The organism is Deltaproteobacteria bacterium, assembly GCA_011773515.1.
GTDB lineage: Bacteria > Desulfobacterota > Deferrimicrobia > J040 > J040 > WVXK01.
Window position 1 is genome coordinate 13776 of sequence record WVXK01000062.1, and the last position, 3862, is coordinate 17637.

The window sequence follows — 3862 nt, forward strand, 5'->3', positions numbered from 1 at the left end:
GAAATCGCACCTTCGGGGCAGTTCATCGCGCATGCCCCGCACTCCATGCAGGCATCGCGCAAAACGACCCGGGCGAGCCCCTCTTCCAGGGTGAAGACCCCGTGGGGGCATACTTCACGGCACATGCCGCATCCCGTGCAGAGGGACCCGTCAAGTGAGAGCGTGGTCACGCCCCTTATGTACTGAGCCTTCCCCATAGATAAAACCCGAACACATTATACCCCAACGGTCAGATAAATCTCCCCGCAACCCACATCGCCAGACCCACAGAGGAAAACGCTATCTGAAGGGGCAGGGCCACTTTCATCTCCCTCCTGACGCCGGACAAAGATGTGAAGGGGGTCGAGCCGGTATAGTTCATCGCGAGAAAGCTCGAAAGGGCCGGAATGATGAACAACCAGGAAGCTGCCACCAGGCGGGATGGAAACAGCCCTGGATTACGCCACAGTATGAGGAGGTAAAGAGCCGCAAGGACGGCTCCGGTCAGGGCTCCTTTCAGGGAGAATGCCCGGCCGGGGACAAAGGGCAAAACAAGAGGCGTCAGGACGGCGCCGCCGAGATAGCCCCCGAGAAGCAGGAGCACGTTCGTCCACCCATCGCCATATCCCAACTCCAGGGAAAAGGCCCCCTCGTGAAAACCGGAGAGGAAAAACATCGCCAGGGCTGCCGGGATAACGTATCGTCCCGCAAGCACCAGCTCGACGGGAATGAGGACGGCGCGATCCACGACCCCGAAGGTTACCCGCCTCATATCGGGGGTGGCCACCATGTCACCGGCGAGAAACTCCGGCAGGTCTTCTGCCCTTATCGGGCCGTAGGCGACACTGAACCCGCTCCTTGCTTTCACCTCGTGGGCGCTCACCCCCGGAGCGGACAGCTGGGGAAGAACCAGGGTCCTGTGCGCCACCACTTCGGCCAGCCGGACCCTGTCTGCGCGGCTTACGATCTCTCCGGTTGAGAACTCTCCACCCCCCGCAGCGCACCAGACGTTTATCCCCCCCGTGTCGAGCACGAGAATCCACGCATCCACCTTCCCGAGCCGGGACCTCAATCGATCGAAGGTGAGCTTGTAATTTGCCGTAACCAGAACAGGGCTTTCTTTCGCCGGCCGGCCCACGGCATACAGCCCCGGTTCCACACGGTAGCGCATCCTCCCGATTCCCCACCGGACACGCCAGGAACCGAGACGGTCGGAAAAGGAAAGTTCCGTCGACACCCGGGGGAACGACCCCGCCTCCGTGGCAACGCTACCGGCAACCCACGGACGGGTAGGGATTCCCCCCGGCGGCATCCCGTCTCTGTAAGAAGAAGGTTTCGACATAGCAATCGATATTATACAACACGTGCATCCCGGGAAGAACTTCCCCTCACCCGGACCGCGCCCCTTCCCTCCGGCACCGGGAGAATACGCCCCGCCCGATCTTCGTTCCTGTTTTCCCCACCGCTAATTTTTGATTAATCCAGTCCATTTCGTATATAATTTTATCGTATATGGAGACGAGGATGAGACTTACTTCTTTCGACGAACTCCCCGCCGAAGAGCTGTTCGAGGGGAAGGTCCGAAGGAAGGTGTTTCAGTCGAAAAACATAGAGGTCGTCGAGTACATCTACGGAGAAGGCGCCCACTTTCCCGAGCACAGCCACCGGGAAGAGCAGTTTACGCTCGTTGAGTCGGGCGAGATAACCTTCTTTCTCGACGGGGAAAAGGTGGAGCTGAAAGAGGGCAGCATCTGCTACATCCCCCCGCTCATGCCCCACGCAGCAACAGTCACGGGAGACCGGAAAGTCCGGACGCTAAACATCTTCCACCCTGCCAGAAAGACGAGGCCGTAACGTGAAAGAGCCCAAGCTCGAGACAAGGCACGTCTTCCACCGGAACCTCAACAAAACCTATCCCGTCATTTCCCACGGAGAGGGGATATACCTCTGTACGCGGGAAGGAAGGAGGATAATCGACGGCGCATCGGGTGCTGCCGTCGTCTGCCTGGGACACAACAACAAAAGGCTGATCGATGCGATGAAGGCGCAGGCAGAGAAGATCGCCTTCGTGCACCTCTCGGCGTTCTCTTCCAAACCGCTCATGAAGCTCGCAGACGAATTGACGTCCCTCACTCCCCGCCCCCTGAAAAGGGTCTATTTCACCTCGGGCGGCTCGGAAGCCGTCGAGGGGGCGATAAAGCTTGCACGCCAGTACCACGTCGAGCGGGGAAACCCCGAGAAGCACAAGGTGATATCGAGGTTCATCTCCTACCACGGGTCGACCATAGGGGCGCTCTCGCTGAGCGGACACGCAGGGAGAAGGGGCAAGTACGCCCCCCTCCTCGCATCCTTTCCCCGGATACCCCCCGCCTACTGCTACCGCTGCCCCTTCGACGAACACAAAAAGCATCCCGGCCCCCCCGAATGCGACTTCGAATGCGCATACGATCTCGAACGATCGATCATATCCGAAGGGCCGGACCTCATTTCGGCTTTCATCATGGAGCCGATCCTGGGGGCATCGGCCCCCGCGGTTGCGCCCCCGGTAGGTTACCTGCGGAGGATCAGGAGCATCTGCAACAAGCATGACATCCTGCTGATTGCAGACGAGGTTATGACGGGTTGCGGGCGCACGGGCAAGTTTTTCGCTTTCCAGCATTACGAGGCGGTGCCCGACATCGTGACCATTTCGAAGGGTATCAGCAGCGGATACTCGCCGCTCGGGGCAATAATCGCCAGCGACGAGATATACGAGACTATCCGGCACTCCCCCTCCGGGTCATTCGTGCACGGCCACACCTTCGCGGGCAACCCCCTGTCCGCAGCCGTCGGGCTGGAGGTCATCCGGATAATCAAGGAGGAAAATCTCCTGGAGCGGGTGGTAAGGCTCGGAGCCTACCTCTCAAAGAAACTGAACGCTCTGAAAAAGGGCCATCCCATCGTGGGGGACGTGCGCTGCAAGGGGCTCCTCGCAGGCGTCGAGATCGTCTCCAACAGGCGCTCGAAAAAGCCCTTCTCCCACACCCTGGGGATAAGCAGCCGCCTCGCCGGACTGTGTCTTGAGAAAGGCCTCTATCTGTACCCGGGAAGCGGGTCATACGACGGAGTGAACGGCGACCACCTGCTGATTGCCCCTCCCTACATCATCACCGAGCCCCAGATCGATGAGATGATGGAAATGCTCTCGAGTGCAATCGAGGCGCTCGAGATCGAATTGTGTGAAGAGGGAGAGCTCACGCGGAAAGATAATTACCTGGAACGTCAAGCGCCATGACGCACGTTCACAGTTCCTGGGTGATGCCCAGTTCATCGTTCCAGGCCTGAAATTCAAACGAGTCACTCCATCAGAATTTCCCGGGCAATCTTTTTCCCGCCATCGGTCATGAATCGCCTGTCTATTATCTCCTCCATTGCCTTTCCCGATGCCCGGTTCTCTGCATCCTTCAGGTTCACGATCATGTCGGCATCCCAGATGCAGGCAAACTCCGTGGTAGTCACCCTGCCGGGAGTGTGGTGGCTGGCTATGATCTCTTTCACGGACGATATTGTCGCCTCATCGAACCCGAGGCGCAAAAGAATCTCTTCCGCGACAGGTGGGCCGAGCTCTTCCTGATAGGCAGCCCGGGAGCTCCCGTAGAGCTCCTCCGCAGGCTTTATGCCCACGTCGTGGAGCAGGGCAGCCAGGGCAACTACCTCCCTTTCTCCCCCCTCGATTTCGTTTATCCTCAGGGAAAGAGAATGGACTTCCTTTGCATGCAGGATCCTTCTTTCATCGTCTCCGAAAAATTCTTCGAGCGCTTCTACGACCCTCTGGTACACGGACGGTTTTCCCTCCTTAAGAGACCAAAAGTCGACCAGATCCCGAGCAGCAAATCCCTTTGCG

At 58.8% G+C, this 3862-nt stretch carries 5 protein-coding genes; 2 read left to right on the top strand and 3 right to left on the bottom strand.

Annotated features, from left to right (window positions below; all coding sequences use genetic code 11):
• The coding region (locus tag GTN70_06815) for a 4Fe-4S dicluster domain-containing protein (protein ID NIO16695.1) at positions 1 to 197 on the bottom strand (197 nt) is incomplete at its 3' end.
• Between the two features lie 32 nt (positions 198 to 229).
• Positions 230 to 1291 (bottom strand): acetyl-CoA synthase subunit gamma, encoded by a 1062-nt coding sequence (locus tag GTN70_06820; GenBank protein ID NIO16696.1) that lies wholly within the window; start codon positions 1289 to 1291, stop codon positions 230 to 232.
• Positions 1292 to 1503: 212 nt separating this feature from the next.
• Here GTN70_06820 and GTN70_06825 point away from each other — a divergent pair, with 212 nt between their 5' ends.
• Both GTN70_06825 and GTN70_06830 read left to right on the top strand, forming a co-directional pair.
• On the top strand, positions 1504 to 1833 hold the full coding sequence (locus GTN70_06825; protein NIO16697.1) for a cupin domain-containing protein: 330 nt from the start codon (positions 1504 to 1506) through the stop codon (positions 1831 to 1833).
• 1 nt (position 1834) lies between these two features.
• Positions 1835 to 3253: an aspartate aminotransferase family protein gene (locus tag GTN70_06830; GenBank protein ID NIO16698.1), complete on the top strand. Its 1419-nt coding sequence runs from the start codon at positions 1835 to 1837 to the stop codon at positions 3251 to 3253.
• Positions 3254 to 3315: 62 nt separating this feature from the next.
• Here the strand turns inward: GTN70_06830 and GTN70_06835 are convergent, their stop codons facing one another.
• Positions 3316 to 3798 carry an HD domain-containing protein gene (locus tag GTN70_06835; GenBank protein NIO16699.1) on the bottom strand — a complete coding sequence of 161 codons (483 nt, stop codon included), beginning with the start codon at positions 3796 to 3798 and terminating at the stop codon, positions 3316 to 3318.
• Positions 3799 to 3862: the final 64 nt, after the last annotated feature.